Origin of the sequence: Pseudomonas sp. 2(2015), assembly GCF_000955865.1 — a bacterium.
Lineage (GTDB): Bacteria > Pseudomonadota > Gammaproteobacteria > Pseudomonadales > Pseudomonadaceae > Aquipseudomonas.
Genome location: NZ_JYOF01000003.1, coordinates 427,297 through 445,864, shown reverse-complemented (window position 1 = coordinate 445,864; position 18,568 = coordinate 427,297). Strand labels below are relative to the sequence as shown.

Genomic DNA, 18,568 nt, shown 5'->3' with positions numbered 1-18,568 from the left:
TTATCCGGGCGGGCGCCGGGTTCAAGTTTCAGCGTCTGCGGCCGATAGCCGGGTTAACCCCAATACCATCAGGACGATAGAAACATGGCAGGTTTTAGCGCCGTATCAATCAACGGGACTCCATTGAACAGCGGCATCAACACCGGCATCACCGTCACCGGCCAGGAAAGGCAGGCCGGGATGGAAGCGGCGGGCGCGGTCAGCGTCGACCTGTCCAAGCTGCGTGAAAGCGTCAAGAGCGAAGAGGCCAAGGAAAAGGAAGAGGCCAGTGCCGGCGACGAACCGGCGCACATCAAGCAATTGCGCGAGATGATCAAGAAAATGCAGAAGCAATTGGCCGAGCAGCAGAAACGCTTGCAGGAAGTCCTGGCCAGCGACATGGAGCCGATCCTCAAGGCCTCCGCTGTTGCTGCCGCGCAATCGGCGGTGGGCGCGACCACGGCGTCGATCGCCAGCGCCACGGCAACGCTGCTCAAGGCGCTGACCGAAGCCGGTGGCAGCAGCTCAGGCTCGTTGGTCAGCACCAACGCCTGAAACGAAAAAGGGCCTGTGCATGCACAGGCCCTTTTGTTTTCAGTCAGCCAGTTGCCGGTTCTGCGTGCGCTCTGACTTGTAGCGCATGGCTACTGCCGGGGCCGGCTTGGTGCTGCCGGTCTCAAGCCACTGGCGCATGCGGCTGGCGTCGGCAAAGTGGGTGTACTTGCCAAAGGCATCGAGGATCACCATGGCCACCGGGCGGTTGTCCATCTTGGTCAACAACACCAGGCAGTGGCCGGCATCGTTGGTGAAGCCGGTCTTGGTCAGCTTGATGTCCCAGTTGCTCTTGTTGACCAGGTGGTCGGTGTTGCGAAAGCCCAGGGTGTAGTTGGGTTTTTTGAACGCCACGGTCTGCTCGCGGGTGGTGCTCAAGCTGCTCAGTAGCGGGTAGTTGCGCGCCGCCATCAGCAGCTTGCTGAGGTCGCGGGCAGTGGACACGTTGCTGGTCGAAAGCCCCGTCGGCTCTACATAACGGGTGTGGCTCATGCCTAATGCACGGGCCTTGGCGTTCATCGCCTTGATGAAGGCGTTGTAGCCGCCCGGGTAGTTGTGCGCCAGGGTTGAGGCCGCGCGGTTTTCCGACGACATCAGGGTGATCAGCAGCATGTCCTTGCGGTTGAGCTGGCTGCCCAGCTTGACCCGCGAATACACCCCTTTCATTTCCTTGTTCTGGGCGATGGTGACCGTGAGCATCTCGTCCATGTTCTGCTTGGCGTCGAGCACCACCATGCCGGTCATCAGCTTGGTCACCGAAGCAATCGGCACCACCCGGTCAGGGTTGTTGGCGTAGAGCACCTTGTTGGTTTGCAGATCGATCAGCAGGGCGCTGCCGGAGGCCAGGTGCAATTTCGCTGGATCGCGTTGTTGCTGGGCCGGGGGTTGAGCAGCAGCGGTCGACGTGACAGTCGCAGTACCTGTGAGCAACAGCAGCAGGCTTAGAATCGAAAGGGAAGTTTTCACGTTGAGGCTCACTAGAAGTTGTTATGTCGTTGGCTGTGCAAGGGTTTTCCCCCAAAAACCGCTGCATTTTAGGAGTATGGCCTAGTTGCTGTCGATTGCCCGGACAGCGCTATCGTGCAGATGAAAAAAACTTAATCCAAGTGCCTTTCAGCGGCCCATAAAAAGCCCCGCCAAAGGGCGGGGCAAGGGGCTGTGCGGAGCAACGCACGATAAAACGTGGGCAGGCCTCAGGCTTGCAGGCCGGGGCCCTCGAGACGCTCGGCGAGGGCCTGGGCGGCCGGCAAGGAGGTCTATGGCCCGGAGATCGCTTCGCCATTGCGCACCAGGTACCAGCAGGCCAGCAAGCCCAACTCCCTGAGCGAGGTGGGGACGGCGCTGCCGATGACGGACATGATGTTGATAGGGGCCATTGGGGTTCCTCCCGTGAGTCATGGGCCTACCTTAGCGTCGAGTGCCGGGTGGTTGAAATCAACGCGCTTGATAGTGATCATCAGCCGCGCCGGTTGATAGCCACTCCTCACAGCACAACGCCGACGTCGGGGATATTTACTAGACTGCGGGAACCGAAAAAATCACACAGGTTCAGAGTAAAGGTTATGTAAGGGCCGATCAGCGGTCTGCGGCGGGCGAGGGCGCAGTGCCAGCCCGTTTCCTGAGGAGATTTCAATGGCAACATTTCCAGGCAAAGACACCCAGCTGTGCATCTCGTTGGCGGGACGGCCGGGCACCTTTGGCGTGCGCTTTCACAACCATCTGTATCAGCAGCTGGATCTGGATTTCTACTACAAGGCCATGACTACCGACGACCTGCCGGCAGCCGTTGCCGGTATTCGTGCCCTGGGCATCCGCGGCTGTGGCGTGTCGATGCCTTACAAGGAAGCCTGCCTGGCCCTGGTCGACGGCATTGACCCGTCGGCGGCGGTCATCGAGTCGATCAACACCATCGTCAATACCAATGGCCACCTGGAAGGCTATAACACTGACTACCTGGCCGTGCGCCATTTGCTCCTGCGTCACCAGGTGGACCCGTCGACGGCGTTTGCCCTGCGCGGCAGCGGCGGCATGGCCAAGGCGGTGGCCAGTGCCCTGCGCGATGCCGGCTTTAGCCAGGGCATCATCGTTGCCCGCAATGAACAAGCCGGGCGGCAACTGGCCGACAGTTGCGGCTATCGCTGGCAGGCAGAGCTGGGCGACCTGTGCCCGCCGATGCTGGTCAATGTCACGCCGATCGGCATGGCCGGTGGGGTTGAAGCCGAACAGTTGGCCTTCGCCCCCGAGGCGATAGCGGCGGCGCAGCGGGTATTCGATGTGGTGGCGATGCCGGCGCTGACGCCGTTGATCGTCGAAGCCCAGCGTCTGGGTATACCGGTGATTACCGGGCTGGAGGTGATTGCCTTGCAGGCGCTGGAGCAGTTCGTGCTGTACACCGGGGTACGGCCAACGGCGGAGCAGGTGGCGCGGGCAGTGGCGTTTGCCCGCGGCTGAAGGGTAAAACCTATCGCGGGGCAAGCCCGCTCCCACAGGTCCTGTGCATGCAGATCTATTGTGGGAGCTGGCTTGCCAGCGATGGGCTGCAGAGCAGCCCCGGGGTTACTCGAACTGCGCCAGGCGCTCTTCCAGCGCCGCAATCCGTGCCTCCAGCGCTTCGATCCGCTCCAGCGACACCGCGCCACCGGCCGAACGCTCCGGCCCTTGCTGGCGCGCCGCCAGAATCGCCTCGATCTCGGCCGGATCGCCCAGCGCATGGGTGTAGCGATCTTCACGCTGCCCGGCCTGGCGCGGCAGGTGCAGGGCAAAGCCGCGGGCGATCAGGCGCTCAAGCTGGTGCACCACCTGTTCGGCATCTTCGAACTCATGCATGCGGCTGCTGCGGGTCAGCAGTTCGTTAACCGTTTGCGGCCCGCGCAGGAACATCAGCCCCAGCAGCGTTACCTGCGCCGGCACCAGCTCCAGGGCCTTGTCCACGCGCTGCTCCCAGCGGTCGGCGCGGCTGCCCATCTGCAGGCGGGTCAGGCCCTGGCCTTCGAGCGCGCGCAGGGCCTGGCCAACCTGGCCCTGGCTGAGGTTGGTGACCGGTTCACGGCTGGTCTTCTGGTTGCAGGCCAGCACCAGGGCGTTGAGGGTCAGCGGGTAGGTTTCCGGGCTGGTGGCCTGTTTTTCGATCAGCGAGCCGAGCACGCGGATCTCGGTGCTGGTGAAGCGGGCGTCGGAAGCGGTTTCGTGTTCGGCGGACATGGCCCTGTCTCTATGCGAAGAAAGGCCTCTAGCCTAGGTGCGCAACAGGGTAAAACACAAGCAGCCGGTGCAGGACGCACCGGCTGCAGGTCAAGCTCAGGCGGCTTGACGCTCTTCGGCCAGGCAGGCCGCAGCGGTGAACAGTACGTCGGTGGAGGAGTTCAGCGCGGTTTCCGCCGAGTCCTGCAGCACACCAATGATGAAACCGACGGCCACCACCTGCATGGCGATTTCGCTGGGGATGCCGAACAGGCTGCAGGCCAGCGGGATCAGCAGCAACGAGCCGCCGGCCACGCCCGAGGCGCCGCAGGCGCAGACAGCGGCGACAACGCTGAGCAGGATCGCGGTCGGGATGTCGACGGCGATGCCCAGGGTGTGCACGGCGGCCAGGGTCAGGACGGTGATGGTGATTGCCGCGCCGGCCATGTTGATGGTCGCGCCCAGCGGGATCGACACCGAGTAGGTGTCTTCGTGCAGGCCGAGTTTCTCGCTCAAGGCCATGTTGACCGGGATGTTGGCCGCCGAGCTGCGGGTGAAGAAGGCGGTGATGCCGCTTTCACGCAGGCACAGCAGCACCAATGGGAAGGGGTTGCGGCGAATCTTCCAGAACACGATGATCGGGTTGACCACCAGCGCCACGAACAGCATGCAGCCGATCAGCACGGCCAGCAGGTGCAGGTAACCGAGCAGGGCGTCCAGGCCGGACTGCGCCAGGGTCGAGGCGACCAGGCCGAAAATCCCCAGCGGCGCAAAGCGAATCACCACGCGTACGATCAAAGTCACGCCGTTGGACAGGTCGGCAACCACCGTGCGCGTGGTCTCCCCGGCGTGACGAATGGCCACACCCAGGCCAATGGCCCAGGCCAGGATGCCGATGAAGTTGGCGTTCATCAGCGCGCTCACCGGGTTGTCGACCACGCTCAGCAGCAGGCTTTGCAGTACTTCAGTGATGCCACCGGGAGCACTCAAGGCAACGTCCGAGGTGCTAAGCGCCAGGTTCGAGGGGAAGGCCATGCTGGCAATCACTGCGACCACGGCGGCGGCGAAGGTGCCGAACAGGTACAGCACCAGGATCGGGCGGATATGGGTTTCGGTGCCGTGACGGTGGTTGGCGATCGAGGCCATGACCAGGATGAACACCAGGATCGGCGCCACCGCCTTGAGCGCGGAGACGAAGACCTTGCCGACGAAGCCGAGGCTTGCGGCGGTCGTGGGGGCGAACACGGCCAGGGCAATGCCGGCAGCGAGGCCGATCATGATCTGGACCACCAGGCTGGTGCGGTTCAACAGGTTTAGAACAGGGGTCATGGCAGGTGTTTCTCTGTCTTGTTCAGGGCGCGGTGGGCGAACCACGGCGCTGGAGCATGGGGCACCTGGCGGGGCAGGGCCGAGAAAAAGGGCGCGACTTTAGCACAGCAGGGCACATTTGGTATTTGCGCTGCGTCAGACGGTAGGACGCAAGTGTAGTCTGTGCGTCCTTTGCAAACGGCGATGAACCCACGCCGGCTACCAGTTGAACAGCTCGCGGCGGGCGCCTTCGGTAATGGCGACGATACCCGGGTGCTTGACCTTGCGCTCCACTGAAATGGCATAGAACGACTCGTTGACCGCGTCGGTCTGGCCGATCAGCTCGACGCCGTACTGCTTGCAGACCTCGTCGGCAATCACGCTGGGGGCAATGAAAATGCCGCTGCCCGATTGGCCGAAGGCCTGCATCAAGGCGCTGTCGTCGAACTCACCGACGATCCGCGGCTGTAATTGCTGTTCGGCGAACCAGCGCAGCAGGCGGCTGCGCACCACGGTTTCCTGGCCGGGAATCAACAGCGGCGCGTGTTGCAGGCAGGCCGGGAAGTTGCGCCCGTACTGTTCAGCCAACGCCTGTGTGGCAAAAAAGCTGATGCCGCATTCACCCAGCTTCTGGCTGTAGCCCTTGATGTCCAGGTGGCTGGGCATGGGGCTGTCGGAAATCACCAGGTCCAGGCGCTGGATCGCCAGGTCTGCCAGCAGCCGTTCGAGCTTGTCTTCGCGGCAGCTCAGGCGCAGGGCGTCTTCCATGTCCATGGTCGGCGCCAGCAGGCGGTAGACGATGGACTTGGGCACCACATCGGCCACCCCGACCCGGAACAGTATCTGCTGTTCATCCGGCCGGGCCCGCAGCATCGCCTCGAGCTCGCCGCCAATCTGGAACATCTGCTCGGCGTAGGTCAGGGTCTGCCGGCCGCTCTCGGTCAGCTCCAGCTGGCGCCCGACCCGGCGAAACAGCTCGATGCCGTAGGTTTGCTCAAGCAGGGTGATCTGCCCGCTGATGGTCTGCGGGGTCAGGTTCAGTTGCTCGCAGGCACGCACGATGCTGCCGGTCTTGGCCACTACCCAGAAGTAATGCAACTGGCGGTAATTGAGCATGGCGATTTCCCGATTCGTAAAAACCGAAGTATAACCGCTGAAAATACGAATTTTCCTGATGTATCTGGCTCTTTAGAATCCCTTGCCATCACGGTGCCCCTGAATGCGCACCGATTTAATTGCATGGAGACCCACAGATGCTTCACTTCAAATCCATCGGTACACCCCTGGTGTTGCTGTTGGCCCTGCTGGCCATGAGCGGTTGCGAGCAGGCGGAAAAGTCCGCCCAGCAAATGCTCAACCAGGCGGCGGAGTCGGCCAAGGAGGCCATCGACAAAACCAACGAAGCCGCCCAGCAAGCCCTGAGCGAAGCCACCGGCTCCGAAGGCAGCGACAAGGCAGGCAAACCCGAGCGCGACGCCAGCGCCCAGGACATCTGACCCACCCCTTACCCCGATGCAGGATTTGATTCATGGAATACTTGTTGGAACTCGCTGCAAGCCCGACCGCCTGGGTCGCCCTGGCCACCCTGGTGGCCATGGAGATCGTCCTCGGTATCGACAACCTGATCTTCATCTCGATCCTGACCAACAAGTTGCCTGAAGAGTACCGCTCCAAGGCGCGGCGCATTGGTATCAGCATGGCCCTGATCATGCGCCTGGGCCTGCTCAGCACCGTGGCCTGGATCGTCCAGCTGACCGAGCCTGTGGTCGATGTATTCGGTCATACCTTCTCCTGGAAGGACATGATCCTCATCGCCGGTGGCCTGTTCCTGCTGTGGAAAGCGACCAAGGAAATCCACGAGAGTGTCGACCCGCGCGCCCAGGCTGAAGCCAAGGCGTCCTCGACCATCACCCTGGGCTTTGCTGCGGCGATTGGTCAGATCCTGGTGCTCGACATCGTCTTCTCGATCGACAGCATCATCACCGCCGTGGGCATGACCGAGCACCTGCCGATCATGATCATTGCCGTGATCAGTGCCGTGATCGTGATGCTGGTGGCCGCCGACCCGCTGGCCCGCTTCATCAACGACAACCCGACCGTGGTGATGCTGGCCCTGGGCTTCTTGATCATGATCGGCATGACCCTGATCGCCGAAGGTTTCGGTGCTCATGTACCCAAGGGTTATGTGTATGCGGCGATGGCCTTCTCGACGGCGATCGAGATCCTCAACATCATGTCGCGCCGGGCACGCTTGAAGCGCGAGGCGGTTGAGGGCTGATAAAGCCATCGCGGGGCAAGCCCGCTCCTGCAGTCACTGTGGGAGCGGGCTTGCCCCGCGATGCTTTTCAAAGATGTCTAATGCGCCCCGGCATGCCGGCGACTGCGCCGTAGCGGTACAGCGTCTTTGCCTTCAGGCTGGATGCGATGGTGCGGGTGATGACGCCGGGCGATGCGCAGCACCCCCCAGAGCATGGCAGCAGCGACGCTCAACCAGGCGCCGAGCAGCAGCAAAATTGCCATTGTCAGGCTCATGTGTGCCTCCTCAAATCCGCGCCAAGGCAACGAGGCTCGCCACGCGGACACGTCTTCAGTCTAGCCCGTTGCAGGTTGCAGGCTATTGACCGATGGTCTAGAGGCTTGGGCCGCTTTGTTCTAAGCCTGCAACGGGCTATACCCACGGCGCGCGCCAGCCTATGATCAGCGCTCAGGGCCGGGCAGTGGCTGCCGGCCGTCATCGAGCGAGTGTTCATGCCTGCACCGACTTCCCTAACCGCCTTCACCCCGCGCCGCCTGCTGCTGGCCTGTGCGCTCGGCCTGGCCCTGGCCGGCTGTGCCAGCCAGCCGCCATCCCAGCTGAAAAACCTGCCGCAACGGGTCGAGATCGGCTCGGTGCCTTTCTACCGTGGCGAAGCCAACCAGAGCGCCTCGATGGCCCTGGCGGCCTTGCTCTCGCAACAGGGGGTGCGCATCACTCCGGGGCTGCTCGACAAATCGCTGGGCCTGCCGCAGCACATCGACCAGCTTGAGCAGGCGATCCCGCGGGTGGGCCGCGAGTACGGCATGGTCGTGTATCCGCTCGAACCACGCCTGGACGCCTTGCTGGCGCAGGTAGCGGCGGGCAACCCGGTGTTGCTGCGTTTTCAGCAAGGTTCAGCGTTCTGGAGCGAGCCACGCTATGCCTTGCTGGTCGGCTATGACCGTTACAAGCAGCGGGTATTGTTGCGGGCAGGGATGAACCGGCGCCTGCTGATGGAGTTCGATGACTTCGAATCAGCCTGGCAAAAGCAGGGGAGTTGGGCGGTGCTGGTGCAGCAGCCGGGCCAGTTGCCAGCCCAGGTTGACCGTCAGCGCTGGCTGAAAGCGGCCAATGACCTGGCCCAGGCGGGCCAGGAACAAGCGGCCCGGCAGGCCGTCAGCGCCCTGGGGCAGTGACGGCGCGAGCCGGGCAGGGGGCTTAGAAGCCCAGACGATCGCGCAGGCTGTAGTACCAGGCGCCCAGGGCGCTGAACGGTACGCGCAGCAGTTGGCCACCCGGGAACGGGTAGTGCGGCAGCTCGGCGAAGGCATCGAAACGCTCGGCTTGGCCACGCAGAGCCTCGGCCAGCACCTTGCCCGCCAGGTGGGTGTAGGTGACGCCGTGGCCACTGCAACCTTGGGAGTAATAGATGTTGTCGCCCAGGCGGCCCACTTGCGGCAGGCGCGACAGGGTCAGCAGGAAGTTGCCGGTCCAGGCGTAGTCGATCTTCACGTCCTTGAGCTGCGGGAAGGCCTTGAGCATTTTCGGGCGGATGATCGCTTCGATGTTGGCCGGGTCGCGCGCACCGTACACCACGCCACCGCCGAAGATCAGGCGCTTGTCGCCGGTCAGGCGGTAGTAGTCGAGCAGGTAGTTGCAGTCTTCGACGCAGTAGTCTTGCGGCAGCAGGCTGCGCGCAAGCTCTTCGCCCAGCGGCTCGGTGGTGATCACCTGGGTGCCGCAGGGCATCGACTTGGCGGCAAGTTCCGGCACCAGGCCGCCGAGGTAGGCGTTACCGGCAACGATGATGAACTTGGCGCGTACTTTACCTTGTGGGGTGTGCACCACCGGGTTGGCACCGCGCTCGATGCGGATGGCCGGCGATTGCTCGTAGATCTTGCCGCCCAGCGACTCGACCGCGGCAGCTTCGCCCAGGGCCAGGTTCAGCGGGTGGATGTGGCCGCCGCTCATGTCGAGCATGCCGCCGATGTACTGGTCGCAATCGACCACTTCACGGATGCGCTTCTGGTCCATCAGCTCCAGCTGAGTGTGGCCGAAGCGTTCCCACAGGCGCTTTTGCGATTCCAGGTGGCCCATCTGCTTGGGCGTCAGGGCGGCGAACACGCCACCGTCTTTAAGGTCGCACTGGATGTTGTATTTGGCCACGCGCTCACGGATGATGCGCCCGCCTTCAAAGGCCATGTGGCCCAGCAGTTGTGCCTGCTTGGGGCCGACGGTGCGTTCAATGACGTCGATGTCGCGGCTATAGCTGTTGACGATCTGGCCGCCGTTGCGGCCCGAGGCGCCAAAGCCGACCTTGGCAGCTTCCAGCACGGTGACCTTGAAGCCGCTCTCCAGCAGGAACAGGGCGCTGGACAGGCCGGTATAGCCGGCGCCGATCACGCAGACATCGGTCTGTACCTCTTCCTGCAGCGCCGGGCGCGGCGGAACCGGATTGGCCGATGCGGCGTAGTAGGACTGAGGGTAGGGGGTATTGGCCATGCTGCGAAACCTCTGTTTTATATTTTTTACGACTGTACCGATGCTATCAATAATAATAAACACCCGCTAGTCGTGTGTTGAAAATCCTTTACCCCGGCTTTTGGCAAATACTTTTGATATTCAGTGGCTTAGCGTTAAAAAAAGAGTTGACACCTTTCGGCGATTGGGTAGAATGCGCCCCACAGCAGGCACATAGCTCAGTTGGTTAGAGCACCACCTTGACATGGTGGGGGTCGTTGGTTCGAATCCAATTGTGCCTACCAAACAAATCCACACTGCTGTGTGGTAACAAAAAGGGCGATCCGCAAGGGTCGCCCTTTTTGCATTTCAGTCCCAAGGCTGGCCAATGCCCCTGTGGGAGCTGGCTTGCCAGCGATCGAGCGCGAAGCGGTCGCAATTCAGGCGGCAGCCGCGCGGGCCTCATCGCTGGCAAGCCAGCTCCCACAGTGATCGCGATAAGCCGTCGATAGTAACCATTGCCCTGCCTGCAGATGCTAAAATCCGCCGCTTGCATTCAGGAGATAGACGCGTGCGCAAAGTGGCGGTGGTAATGGCGGTGCTGGCTCTGGCCGGTTGCGAAAACGAAGTCGAAGGCGTGCACAACCAGGTGGCCGAACACCTGCAGAACCCCAAGACAGCCAAGTTCGCCAACGTGCGATTCGACCAGCAAGGCATTATTTGCGGCCAGGTGCGCGGCAAGGACGACGCCGGCGTGTTCGTGCCGTATCGCAGCTACGTGGCGATCAAGCAGGCCGCGGGCGACTATCAGCTCATTATTGCCGACCAGGGCAGCAACCTGGCCATTCGCGAAAAATGCGGTGGCGCCGACCTGCAGCGCGCCGCCGACGCTGCGGCAGACAAACCTGCGCCCCAAGGCTGGGATGTCGAGATCGTCCAGGGTGCGAATATGGGCGCCCTCAGCGACATGACCGCACGCCTGATCGAAAAGCAGATTCCGTCCTCGGTGGTCTACCGCAACGGCAAGCCGGTGGTGCTGCTCGGCCCTTATCCCGACAAGGCGCAAGCCGAGGCGCAGCAAGCCGATGTCATGGCGCGCCTGGGCACCGACTCGATCGTCATCCAGCACGACGCCCCGCGCTAGTTTATTAAGGTTGAGAGTTATGAGGGCGAGGTATTCATTCTCAACTGATTGACTATGCTATGCGTGACGGTGAGTTGATCGATGTCTACAGCATGGCGCGTCTACGACGCCAGCCGCGCTGAGCAGGAGGGCCATATGTCTACGCTGGAGCGGGCCATTGCGGTTGCGGCGAGGGCACATGAAGGGCAGTGCGACAAAGGCGGGACGGCCTATATCCTCCACCCGTTGCGGGTGATGCTGAGGGTGTCGACGGCCGAGCAGCGCATTGTCGCGGTGCTCCACGACGTGCTCGAGGATTCACCGATGACCCTCTCTGACCTTGCCCGCGAAGGCTTCGCCCTGAAGATCCTGGCCGCCGTGCAGGCGCTGAGCCGGCGCGATGACGAAAGCTACGAAGCCTTCGTGGTGCGGGTCGGCGATGATCCGTTGGCGCGGGTGGTCAAGCTGGCTGATCTGGCCGACAACAGCGACCTGTCGCGCATCCCCATGCCCGGCCCCGATGACATCGCCCGCCTGGCCCGTTACCAGCAGGCCAGCGCCTACCTGCAGGCGCTGGCCTGAGCCTCAACCGCAGGCGCTGAGGTTGACCGGGCCGACGAACTCGTTGCCATGGCCCATCACGCAAGCCACCCGCTGGTTGCGCTGGCGCTCCCAGGGCTGCGGCGGGTAGGTCTTGTTCCAGGCTTCGTACAGCTGGCGGTCCTGCTTGGACAGCTTGAGGCTGTACTGCTTGCTCATATAAAAGTAGGTGCGCGCAATCATGCCGCGAATGGACGGCCGCGGCATGACCTTCTTGGCTTTAAAATCCACCTGGGTCAGGCACGAGCCGTATTGTCCGCGCTGCTCGGGCAGCCAGCCGAAACTGAAGTTGCTGCGGTCGCCATTGACCTCGCCAATGCTCGGCACCAGGTTGTGCAGGTCGGCCTCGGCGCGCTGATAAACCTTGTCATTGCGCGAGCAGTTCTTGCGCCCGCCGCTTTGCCAGCACTGGCGCTGGTGGCCGATCTGCCAGGCCGGGACGATATGCTCCCACTCGATGCGCGAGGCGCGATTGGCATTTTTGCGCGGCACATACCCGCAGGCCTGCAAATCGACCTTGTTGCCATTGTATTTGCAGCCGCAATAAAACTCGGTGGACTGCGGCGCATACAAACGCCAGGCGACCTTCTTGGCTTCGCTGAAGGTGCGCGGTGCATCGGCGTGGGCGGTGGTGACACTGAACAACAAACAAGCTACTGCAAAAACCGGAAATCTCATGCGCTTTCAATCTTCCTTCGGCACAACCCAGAAAATCTGCACGCCACCGTCATCGCGGTAGGCGAGGGTGACGTTGTCGTTCTCGGCGATTTCGTCGAGCAGGGTGGCCCAGTCTTCAGGCGTTTCGTGCTCCAGGCGGAAGATCAGCGCGGCCCGGGCTTTTTGTGCAGTGGGGGAATTGATGATTTTCTGGATGCGGGTGCCCAGTTGCTCGTAGCTGCTGGCAGGGGCGGAAGTGGTGGCCACAAAGCGTTCCTTTTTTAGCTGTATGCGCATACAGTATTTTACTGTAAGCAATTTCGCAACAGCTCGTCGGTGAAAGAGCGCATGTGACCGCAAACCGCGCCATTTGCTGCGGTCTGTTTAAAGTATTTTTTGCCAGGGTAGGGGAGGCAGGCTTGCCCGTCCTACAGGGCGGGCAAGCGCTTGGGGGCTACTTGATCAGTATTCCCAGAAGATCCGCTGCAGCTCTTTGCTGTCCTGGGTCTTGGTCATTGCAACCATGGCCAGGATCCGGGCTTTTTGCGGGTTCAGGTCGTGGGCGACGACGAAGTCGTTCTTGTCGTCAGGCTGCTCGGCGTTGCGCAGCACGAAGCCGCCGGCATTGACGTGGGAGGAGCGAATGATCTGCACGCCTTGCTTGCGCAGGTCGATCAGGGTCGGGGCTACTTTAGAAGACACCGAGCCATTGCCGGTACCGGCGTGGATGATCGCCTTGGCGCCATTTTGTGCCAGGGCCTTGTAGGCGGTGTCGGTGACGTTGCCGTAACCGTAGGCGATGTCGACCGCAGGCAGGCTGCTGATTTTCTTGATATCGAATTCCGAGTCTACGGTGTGACGCTTGGCCGGCAGGCGGAACCAGTAGGACTTGCCTTCGACGACCATGCCCAGCGGGCCCCATTGGCTCTTGAAGGCTTCGGTCTTGATGTTCACCGATTTGCTGACGTCGCGACCCGACTGGATCTCGTCGTTCATGGTGACCAGCACGCCCTTGCCGCGCGAATCCTTGTTGCTGGCAACAGCCACGGCGTTGTACAGGTTGAGCATGCCGTCAGCCGACATGGCGGTGCCCGGGCGCATGGAACCGACCACGACGATTGGCTTGTCGGTTTTCTCTACCAGGTTGAGGAAGTAGGCGGTCTCTTCCAGGGTGTCGGTACCGTGGGTGATGACGATGCCGTCGACATCCTTGCTGTCGGCAAGCTCGGCAACGCGCTTGCCCAGTTGCAGCAGGTTTTCGTTGCTGATGCTTTCGGAAGCGATCTGCAGCACTTGTTCGCCGCGCACATTGGCCAGGGTGGCCAGTTCCGGAACGCCGGCGATCAGCTTGTCGACACCGACCTTGGCGGCCTGGTAGGTGGCGCTGTTGGCGGTGCTGGCACCGGCGCCGGCGATGGTGCCACCGGTGGCGAGGATCACCACGTTGGCCAGTTTCTGTTGGTTTTCGACTTCCTTGGCGTTGACGCCTGCGGGCAGTAACAGCAGCAGGGCCAAAGCGCCCGGAACGAAGGAATTAAGCGCAGCTTTCATCGTTGATCTCTCTTGTGTCTGGAGTTCGCTGTGTAACGCGCTAACAGAGGCAGATTCCGTACCAGAACAGCCGTTCGTCGGTTTTCATCTTCAATCTATTGATTTTCCGTGGGTTACAGCGGTTCGCGAAAGATGGTCGAAGCGTTTTATTTATTCGGAATTCCGAATATTGTGTGCAGGAGGTGTTCGGTTTTCCGGTTGTTTTGAGGATAATTCCTACATTCACTTTCCAAATGGCCTGCGGCAGCGGATTTGACAAAATTTGGTTACGTTTTCATAGTGAGTTAACGCAAACGTTTGCGGCCCGATAAAAATCATAAGATCCGGAGTAAACCCATGAAGCTGCCCTTTGCTGGACGCCTGCTGGCGCTCGCCGTACTTTCCTCACTGTCCCTCGCCACACCCGTTTCCCACGCCCTGGCCGACGACGCCAAGCCGAAAGTCGCGCTGGTGATGAAATCGCTGGCCAACGAGTTCTTCCTGACCATGGAAGACGGCGCCAAGGCCTACCAGAAAGACCACGCCAATGAGTTCGAGCTGGTGTCCAACGGCATCAAGGACGAGACCGACTCCAGTAACCAGATCCGTATCGTCGAGCAGATGATCGTCTCCGGGGTCAACGCCCTGGTCATCGCTCCGGCCGACTCCAAGGCCCTGGTGCCGGTGGTGAAAAAGGCCATGGATGCCGGCATCACCGTGATCAACATCGACAACCGCCTCGACCCCAAGGTGCTCAAGAGCAAACACCTCAGCGTGCCGTTCGTAGGCCCCGACAACCGCAAGGGCGCGCGTCTGGTCGGTGAATACCTGGCCAGGCAGAAGCTCAAGGCCGGCGATCAGGTGGCCATTATCGAAGGCGTCTCGACCACCACCAACGCCCAGCAGCGCACCGCTGGCTTCAAGGATGCAATGGAAGCGGCGCAGATCAAGGTGGTCTCGGTGCAATCGGGCGACTGGGAAATTGCCAAGGGCAATGCCGTCGCCGCCTCCCTGCTCAACGCCAACCCCGACCTCAAGGCTCTGCTGGCCGGCAACGACAGCATGGCCCTGGGTGCTGTATCGGCGGTGCGCGCCGCAGGCAAGGCTGGCCAGGTGCAGGTGGTTGGCTACGACAACATCAACGCCATCAAGCCGATGCTCAAGGACGGTCGCGTGCTTGCCACCGCCGACCAGTACGCCGCCAAGCAGGCGGTGTTCGGCATCGAGGCGGCGCTGAAGATGCTCAAGGGTGAGAAAACCGATGTCGACGCCGACAACGTCATCCAGACCCCGGTCGAGCTGGTTACCCAACCCTAGTCGCAGCGTGCGCGCCTGCCACGGGGTGGGCGCCAGGAGAACAGGCAATGTCAGCGACTGCGGATGTCGTACTTTCAGTCAGCGCCATCGGCAAGACCTACGCGCAGCCGGTGCTCGGCGATATCGAGCTGAGCCTGCGGCGGGGCGAAGTGCTGGCCCTGACCGGTGAAAACGGCGCAGGCAAGAGCACCCTGTCGAAAATCATCGGCGGCCTCGAACGGCCCACCACCGGCCATATGCTTTACCAGGGCCAGCCGTACCAGCCCGGTAGCCGCGCCGCGGCCGAGCGCTTGGGCGTGCGCATGGTCATGCAGGAGCTCAACCTGCTGCCGACCCTGACCGTGGCCGAGAACTTGTTTCTCGACAACTTGCCCGGGCGCGCCGGCTGGATCAACCGCAAACGCCTGCGCCAACTGGCGGTGGCGGCCATGGCCCAGGTCGGCCTGGATGCCATCGACCCGGACACCCCGGTGGGCGAGCTGGGCATCGGCCATCAGCAGATGGTCGAGATTGCCCGCAACCTGATTGGCGACTGCCATGTGCTGATTTTCGATGAGCCGACGGCGATGCTCACCGCCCGCGAGGTGGAGCTGCTGTTTACCCAGATCGAGCGCCTGCAGCAGCGCGGCGTGGCCATCGTCTACATCTCCCATCGCCTCGAAGAACTCAAGCGCATCGCCCAGCGCATTGCCGTGCTGCGCGATGGCAAGCTGGTGTGCGTCGAGCCGATGCAGCGCTACAACAGCGAGCAACTGGTCAACCTGATGGTCGGCCGCGAGCTGGGCGAGCATTTCGATTTGGGCGTGCGCAACATCGGCGCGCCGATCCTCAAGGTCAACGGCCTGGGCCGTAGCGACAAGGTCAAGGACGTCTCGTTCGAGGTGCGCAGCGGCGAGATCTTCGGCATCTCCGGCCTGATCGGCGCCGGGCGCACCGAGCTGCTGCGGCTGATTTTCGGCGCCGACAGCGCCGACAGCGGCACTATCGAGCTGGGCAATCCCTTGCGTGAAGTGCGCGTCGATTCGCCGGTGGCGGCGGTGCGCCAGGGCATTGCCCTGATCACTGAAGACCGCAAGGGCGAAGGCCTGCTGCTGAGCCAGTCGATCAGCGCCAATATCGCCCTGGGCAACCTGCCAGCGATTTCCCGCGCCGGCATCGTTAACAGCGGCGCCGAGCGCGAACTGGCCGAACGGCAGATCGCCGCCATGCGTATCCGCAGTTCAAGCCCCGAGCAGGTGGTCGGCGAGTTGTCGGGCGGCAACCAGCAAAAGGTGGTGATCGGCCGCTGGCTGGAGCGCGACTGTTCGGTGCTGCTGTTCGATGAGCCGACCCGCGGCATCGACGTCGGCGCCAAGTTCGACATTTATGGCCTGCTGGCGGAGTTTGCGCGCCAGGGCAAGGCGCTGGTGGTGGTGTCGAGCGACCTGCGCGAGCTGATGCTGATCTGCGACCGCATTGGTGTGCTCAGTGCCGGGCGCCTGATCGACACCTTCGAGCGTGACAGCTGGACCCAGGACCAACTACTGGCCGCAGCCTTTGCCGGCTATCAGAAACGTGATGCGTTGCTGCACGAAGCGGCGCCCAGGACGACCCCATGAAAACCACCCAACTGGACACCGCTGCTCCCAGCGCCAAGCGCAGCGGCAGCTACTACGGCCTCGGCACCTACCTGGGCCTGGCCGGCGCCTTGCTGGCGATGATCGTGCTGTTCTCGTTGTTGAGCAGCCACTTTTGGTCTTACGCCACCTTCAGCACCCTGGCCAACCAGATCCCCGACCTGATGGTGCTGGCGGTGGGCATGACCTTCGTGCTGATCATCGGCGGCATCGACCTGTCGGTGGGTTCGGTGCTGGCCCTGGCCGGTTCCGCGGTCAGCGTGGCGATGCTCGGCTGGGGCTGGAGCGTGATGCCAGCCGCCTTGCTCGGCATGGCTGTGGCGGCGCTGGCCGGCAGCATCACCGGCTCCATTACCGTGGCCTGGCGCATTCCGTCGTTTATCGTCTCGCTCGGCGTGCTGGAAATGGCCCGGGGCATGGCCTACCAGCTGACCGATTCGCGCACCGCTTACATCGGCGATGCCTTTGCCTGGCTGTCCAACCCGCTGGCTTTTGGCATCTCGCCGTCGTTCCTGATCGCCTTGCTGGTGATCATCCTCGCCCAGCTGGTGCTGACGCGCACGGTGTTCGGCCGCTACCTGATCGGCATTGGCACCAACGAAGAGGCGGTGCGCCTGGCCGGCATCGACCCGCGCCCGTACAAGATCCTGGTGTTCTCGCTGATGGGCCTGCTCGCAGGGCTGGCTGCGCTGTTCCAGATTTCCCGCCTGGAAGCCGCCGACCCCAACGCCGGCTCCGGCCTTGAACTGCAGGTGATCGCCGCCGTGGTCATCGGTGGCACCAGCCTGATGGGCGGGCGCGGCTCGGTGATCAGCACCTTCTTTGGCGTGCTGATCATCTCGGTGCTGGCCGCAGGCCTGGCGCAGATCGGCGCTTCGGAGCCAACCAAACGCATTATCACCGGGGCGGTGATCGTCATCGCCGTGGTCCTCGACACCTACCGCAGCCGGCGCGCGCGCAGGCGGAACTGAAACAATGGCAACCATCAAAGATGTCGCGGCACTGGCGGGGATTTCCTACACCACCGTGTCGCATGTACTGAACAAGACCCGCCCGGTCAGTGAACCGGTGCGCCTCAAGGTCGAAGCGGCGATCGCTGAGCTCGACTACGTGCCCAGCGCCGTAGCGCGCTCGCTCAAGGCGCGCAGCACCGCAACCATCGGCCTGCTGGTGCCCAACAGCGTCAACCCGTACTTCGCCGAACTGGCCCGTGGCATCGAGGACGGCTGCGAGCGCAACGGCTACTGCGTGATCCTCTGCAACTCCGACGACAACCCGCAAAAGCAGCGCAGCTACCTGCGCGTGCTGCTGGAAAAACGCATCGACGGCCTGATCGTCGCCTCGGTCGGTGAAGACAACGACCTGCTCGACAGCCTGGCCAGCGTGCGCACGCCGATGGTCATCGTCGACCGCGCCCTGGAAGGCGTGGCCGCCGACCTGGTACGTATCGATCACGAACAGGGTGCTTATCTGGCGACCCGCCATCTGCTCGAGCTCGGCCATCGCGACATCGCCTGCATCGGCGGCCCGGCGACCACCAGCGTCGCCCAGTTGCGCCTGGCCGGTTTCCACCGGGCGCTGGCCGAAGCCGGGGTCAGCCCGCGCCAGGAGTGGCTGCTGAGTAGCCAATTTACCAGTATCGGTGGCTATAGCGCGGCAGCGGCGCTGCTCGAAGGCGAGCGGCCGACGGCGATTTTTGCCGGCAACGACATGATCGGCATCGGCGTATTGCGCGCTGCCGCCGAACGCAACATCTGCGTGCCCAGCGAGCTGTCGGTGATCGGCTTCGACGATATCCAGATCAGCCAGTACGTATTCCCGGCGCTGACCACCGTTGGCCAGTCGATCCGCGAGCTGGGCGAGAGCGCCGCCGAACTGCTGCTGCGGCGCATCGCCGAACCCCTGCGAGGCGCGCCAGAGCAGCGCATCGTCGCGCCGAGCATCGTCCTGCGCGAATCCACCGCGCCGCGCCCCGACCTTTTCAATGATTACCGCTGAGAACGAGCCCGC

The 18,568-nt window shown here is 62.7% G+C and carries 20 protein-coding genes and 1 tRNA gene; 12 read left to right on the top strand and 9 right to left on the bottom strand.

What is annotated here, in order from left to right; genetic code table 11:
• The first annotated feature begins 84 nt into the window (after positions 1-84).
• Positions 85-534: a hypothetical protein gene (locus tag UB48_RS05100; RefSeq protein ID WP_045194588.1), complete on the top strand. Its 450-nt coding sequence runs from the start codon at positions 85-87 to the stop codon at positions 532-534.
• Positions 535-573: 39 nt separating this feature from the next.
• Here the strand turns inward: UB48_RS05100 and pbpG are convergent, their stop codons facing one another.
• Positions 574-1,497: a D-alanyl-D-alanine endopeptidase gene (gene pbpG, locus UB48_RS05095; protein WP_082075415.1), complete on the bottom strand. Its 924-nt coding sequence runs from the start codon at positions 1,495-1,497 to the stop codon at positions 574-576.
• Positions 1,498-2,163: 666 nt separating this feature from the next.
• On the opposite strand from pbpG, the gene UB48_RS05090 reads away from it, so the two are divergent.
• Positions 2,164-2,982 (top strand): shikimate 5-dehydrogenase, encoded by an 819-nt coding sequence (locus tag UB48_RS05090; RefSeq protein ID WP_045194586.1) that lies wholly within the window; start codon positions 2,164-2,166, stop codon positions 2,980-2,982.
• Between the two features lie 105 nt (positions 2,983-3,087).
• On the opposite strand, the gene UB48_RS05085 is transcribed toward UB48_RS05090, so the two are convergent.
• The 3 genes from UB48_RS05085 to nhaR all read right to left on the bottom strand — a co-directional run bounded on the left by UB48_RS05085 (position 3,088) and on the right by nhaR (position 6,135).
• Positions 3,088-3,732: a YceH family protein gene (locus UB48_RS05085; protein WP_045194583.1), complete on the bottom strand. Its 645-nt coding sequence runs from the start codon at positions 3,730-3,732 to the stop codon at positions 3,088-3,090.
• A gap of 96 nt (positions 3,733-3,828) precedes the next feature.
• Positions 3,829-5,040 carry a serine/threonine transporter SstT gene (gene sstT, locus UB48_RS05080; RefSeq protein WP_045194581.1) on the bottom strand — a complete coding sequence of 404 codons (1,212 nt, stop codon included), beginning with the start codon at positions 5,038-5,040 and terminating at the stop codon, positions 3,829-3,831.
• A 198-nt stretch (positions 5,041-5,238) separates the two neighbouring features.
• Positions 5,239-6,135 (bottom strand): transcriptional activator NhaR, encoded by an 897-nt coding sequence (gene nhaR / locus UB48_RS05075; protein ID WP_045194578.1) that lies wholly within the window; start codon positions 6,133-6,135, stop codon positions 5,239-5,241.
• 137 nt (positions 6,136-6,272) lie between these two features.
• Between nhaR and UB48_RS05070 the strand changes: the two genes are divergently transcribed.
• The gene (locus UB48_RS05070) at positions 6,273-6,515 is read left to right on the top strand and encodes a hypothetical protein (RefSeq protein WP_045194576.1); all 243 of its coding nucleotides are present in this window, start codon (positions 6,273-6,275) and stop codon (positions 6,513-6,515) included.
• Between the two features lie 32 nt (positions 6,516-6,547).
• The gene (locus UB48_RS05065) at positions 6,548-7,297 is read left to right on the top strand and encodes a TerC family protein (RefSeq protein ID WP_045194575.1); all 750 of its coding nucleotides are present in this window, start codon (positions 6,548-6,550) and stop codon (positions 7,295-7,297) included.
• A gap of 77 nt (positions 7,298-7,374) precedes the next feature.
• Here the strand turns inward: UB48_RS05065 and UB48_RS27945 are convergent, their stop codons facing one another.
• Positions 7,375-7,551, bottom strand: a complete 177-nt coding sequence (locus UB48_RS27945; protein WP_177329140.1) for a hypothetical protein — start codon at positions 7,549-7,551, stop codon at positions 7,375-7,377.
• A gap of 216 nt (positions 7,552-7,767) precedes the next feature.
• On the opposite strand from UB48_RS27945, the gene UB48_RS05060 reads away from it, so the two are divergent.
• On the top strand, positions 7,768-8,451 hold the full coding sequence (locus tag UB48_RS05060) for a peptidase C39 family protein (protein ID WP_045194573.1): 684 nt from the start codon (positions 7,768-7,770) through the stop codon (positions 8,449-8,451).
• 22 nt (positions 8,452-8,473) lie between these two features.
• Here the strand turns inward: UB48_RS05060 and UB48_RS05055 are convergent, their stop codons facing one another.
• Positions 8,474-9,757: an FAD-binding oxidoreductase gene (locus tag UB48_RS05055; RefSeq protein ID WP_045194571.1), complete on the bottom strand. Its 1,284-nt coding sequence runs from the start codon at positions 9,755-9,757 to the stop codon at positions 8,474-8,476.
• 186 nt (positions 9,758-9,943) lie between these two features.
• On the opposite strand from UB48_RS05055, the gene UB48_RS05050 reads away from it, so the two are divergent.
• The 3 genes from UB48_RS05050 to UB48_RS05040 all read left to right on the top strand — a co-directional run bounded on the left by UB48_RS05050 (position 9,944) and on the right by UB48_RS05040 (position 11,420).
• Positions 9,944-10,020: transfer RNA gene (locus UB48_RS05050), tRNA-Val, on the top strand.
• A gap of 266 nt (positions 10,021-10,286) precedes the next feature.
• Complete coding sequence (locus tag UB48_RS05045; RefSeq protein ID WP_045194569.1) at positions 10,287-10,859, top strand: SPOR domain-containing protein; 573 nt, start codon at positions 10,287-10,289, stop codon at positions 10,857-10,859.
• 135 nt (positions 10,860-10,994) lie between these two features.
• A complete protein-coding gene (locus tag UB48_RS05040; RefSeq protein WP_045194567.1) occupies positions 10,995-11,420 on the top strand; it encodes a bifunctional (p)ppGpp synthetase/guanosine-3',5'-bis(diphosphate) 3'-pyrophosphohydrolase in 426 nt (141 codons plus the stop codon).
• A 3-nt stretch (positions 11,421-11,423) separates the two neighbouring features.
• Here UB48_RS05040 and UB48_RS05035 read toward each other — a convergent pair whose 3' ends face one another.
• The 3 genes from UB48_RS05035 to UB48_RS05025 all read right to left on the bottom strand — a co-directional run bounded on the left by UB48_RS05035 (position 11,424) and on the right by UB48_RS05025 (position 13,646).
• Complete coding sequence (locus tag UB48_RS05035) at positions 11,424-12,116, bottom strand: endonuclease (protein WP_045194565.1); 693 nt, start codon at positions 12,114-12,116, stop codon at positions 11,424-11,426.
• 6 nt (positions 12,117-12,122) lie between these two features.
• Positions 12,123-12,392: a DUF1654 domain-containing protein gene (locus tag UB48_RS05030; protein ID WP_045194563.1), complete on the bottom strand. Its 270-nt coding sequence runs from the start codon at positions 12,390-12,392 to the stop codon at positions 12,123-12,125.
• A 165-nt stretch (positions 12,393-12,557) separates the two neighbouring features.
• The gene (locus UB48_RS05025; protein ID WP_045194561.1) at positions 12,558-13,646 is read right to left on the bottom strand and encodes an asparaginase; all 1,089 of its coding nucleotides are present in this window, start codon (positions 13,644-13,646) and stop codon (positions 12,558-12,560) included.
• 336 nt (positions 13,647-13,982) lie between these two features.
• On the opposite strand from UB48_RS05025, the gene UB48_RS05020 reads away from it, so the two are divergent.
• Genes UB48_RS05020 through UB48_RS05005 form a run of 4 tightly spaced genes read left to right on the top strand, consistent with a single transcriptional unit; the run spans position 13,983 to position 18,556 of the window.
• A complete protein-coding gene (locus tag UB48_RS05020) occupies positions 13,983-14,942 on the top strand; it encodes a sugar ABC transporter substrate-binding protein (protein WP_045194559.1) in 960 nt (319 codons plus the stop codon).
• Positions 14,943-14,989: 47 nt separating this feature from the next.
• Positions 14,990-16,540: a sugar ABC transporter ATP-binding protein gene (locus tag UB48_RS05015; protein WP_045194557.1), complete on the top strand. Its 1,551-nt coding sequence runs from the start codon at positions 14,990-14,992 to the stop codon at positions 16,538-16,540.
• Positions 16,537-17,529: an ABC transporter permease gene (locus tag UB48_RS05010; RefSeq protein ID WP_045194554.1), complete on the top strand. Its 993-nt coding sequence runs from the start codon at positions 16,537-16,539 to the stop codon at positions 17,527-17,529. Before UB48_RS05015 ends, UB48_RS05010 begins: the two co-directional genes overlap by 4 nt.
• A gap of 4 nt (positions 17,530-17,533) precedes the next feature.
• The gene (locus UB48_RS05005; RefSeq protein WP_045194552.1) at positions 17,534-18,556 is read left to right on the top strand and encodes a LacI family DNA-binding transcriptional regulator; all 1,023 of its coding nucleotides are present in this window, start codon (positions 17,534-17,536) and stop codon (positions 18,554-18,556) included.
• The last annotated feature ends 12 nt before the right edge of the window (positions 18,557-18,568 follow it).